The organism is Bacteroidota bacterium (genome assembly GCA_030706565.1).
In the GTDB taxonomy this organism is placed as follows: Bacteria; Bacteroidota; Bacteroidia; order Bacteroidales; family JAUZOH01; genus JAUZOH01.
In genome coordinates, this window is record JAUZOH010000549.1 from 1 (window position 1) to 2,075 (window position 2,075).

Consider the following 2,075-nt stretch of genomic DNA (forward strand, 5'->3'; position numbering starts at 1 on the left):
ATAAAACTTCATGTTTGCTATTTTACCTTTGTGTTTTATCCGCAAACATGAGCATTTTAATTTATAATGTCGAAAGGATCCGCACATGGCGGATTCTCCTATAGGAAACTCTATTCCTTATCATCCATATCTTTGTCCCGTTAGGGACAATATACCGGTAATAAAAAGGAATAACCCAATAGTCTTTAAGTGCCGTCAGGTACGATATAATCACGTTCAATCAGCTTAAATACATATCGGTCTTCATAATCACGTTCAAACCTTTTATCTATTTCATCCCTGACGGGACTTTTATCTGATGCCTATTTGTTTTTCTACCAATATTTAGTCCCTAACGGGACTATAAACACCTTCAGCCTATTTTATACGAAAATAATTAATTTTTTGCTGTCGTATGAGATACCCATGTATTATTACCCACGGTGATCCGTCAGTTTACGGATCATTGGCGTTTTATGTTTTATTCGCGAACCTGTTCATTTCATACGTAATAATTAATTTTTCACCACCGGAAAGGCAACAACTCTGATCTTGCTACATCCATAGGGCAACAAGGTGATTTTTTCAACAGAATCAGCAACTTTCCCCTGATATATACCCTCACGGGAGGTAACAGGCTGATAGGCCACCCCATTTACCAGTATCCATCCGGGTATTTTTCTTGCTGCCACCTGGATTTCAACGGGTGCATTAGCCTGGTTCCAATAAAAATCACCCTTCAATGGTTTTTCAACGACTACAGAATTTTTAACCGGATCGTCAACAACAGAACGGACAAGCCCATAATTCCAGGGGGTAGTGGGATAGATTTCATAAAAATCACCTTCTTCCTTTATATTTTTCTTCTCCCATCTTTCTCCAATTTTAAGAGCATACACCAGAGGGCCCCGTTCCACAGTCCTTGAGTTTCGGCCCCAATTGCTGGTTGTAACCTGCATGGAAAAATTAACAGAAAGTTTGTCATTATTATTCCATTCGCGGGCAATACGGATTACCTGGTTTCCTTTATCGGAGCGAAGCTTTACGCCGTTAAGGGTAAATGTGGCTTCCGAACACCATTTGGGAATGCGGAACTCCAAAGGAAATGATGATTTTTTCCTCAAAGAAAGGGTAAAATCGATATTCCCCCGGAATGGATATGCAGTCTCTTCATTGATAGTCACTTCGGATCCATCTGCCACTTTTGCCGTAACTTTGCAAGGTCCATAAACCAATGCGGCCAATCCATTATCAGGAGTAGCAAACCAAAGGTGGGTTGTGTATTTGGTCCAGCCCTGATGCATATTGGCCAGACAACAGGTATAACCCGACTGGGCACCAAACACATTGGTCATTTCCCGGCCAAAAGGCAGGGAGAAATCAAAAACCCCGCGGCTTACCTGTACCTGATTGGCTATCTGGAAATATTGTTTCATGTTATAATCATCCGTTGTTTGAGTTGGCAATGCATTAAAAGCCATGCGCTCCAATGCATCCATATACATATTGTCGCCGGTTATACCTATAGCATTTTCCAGGGAAAACATGGTTTCCACAATGGCACAAAGTTCAGTTCCCTGGGTTGGAGCATTCCCGTGCAGATCTTCATCGGCAGAAAAAATTCCCATGGGTAGCCCATGCAAATTCATCAAATCTGAAAATCCGGTCTTAAATGCAGCCAGATACTTGGGATCGTTTTGAGATTGATAATAAATGACGGGGGTTTTAAGCCCCATGGCAACATTAACGCCATGACGGTGCATCCAGTCAACATTGTTTTGCTGGGCAGCAGCATTGATTACCCAATCCCGGCTTGAAAACCAATCGGTCCAGGCAAAGGTCTGTTTGTAAAGAAGATCAGCAAGGTCGAGCAGAAACTTATCCTTGGTAAGATTATACAGCCAATAAACGACCATGATATTATCCTCACCACGGGATTGTGCCCATTCAGTCCAATGTTTCAAAGGGCAAGCATTAAGGTTTTGAAATTGATAACGGAAATACCTGGTCATGAATGGAATAACCCGTTGATCCTTTGTGGCCGAATAATATTGACAAAGTACTTTTAACATGACCATTTTGGGCCACCAGTCTTC

At 41.7% G+C, this 2,075-nt stretch carries 1 protein-coding gene; it reads right to left on the reverse strand.

What is annotated here, in order from left to right; translation table 11 throughout:
- Positions 1–494: 494 nt before the first annotated feature.
- The coding region (locus Q8907_16655) for a glycoside hydrolase family 127 protein (protein MDP4275900.1) at positions 495–2,075 on the reverse strand (1,581 nt) is incomplete at its 5' end.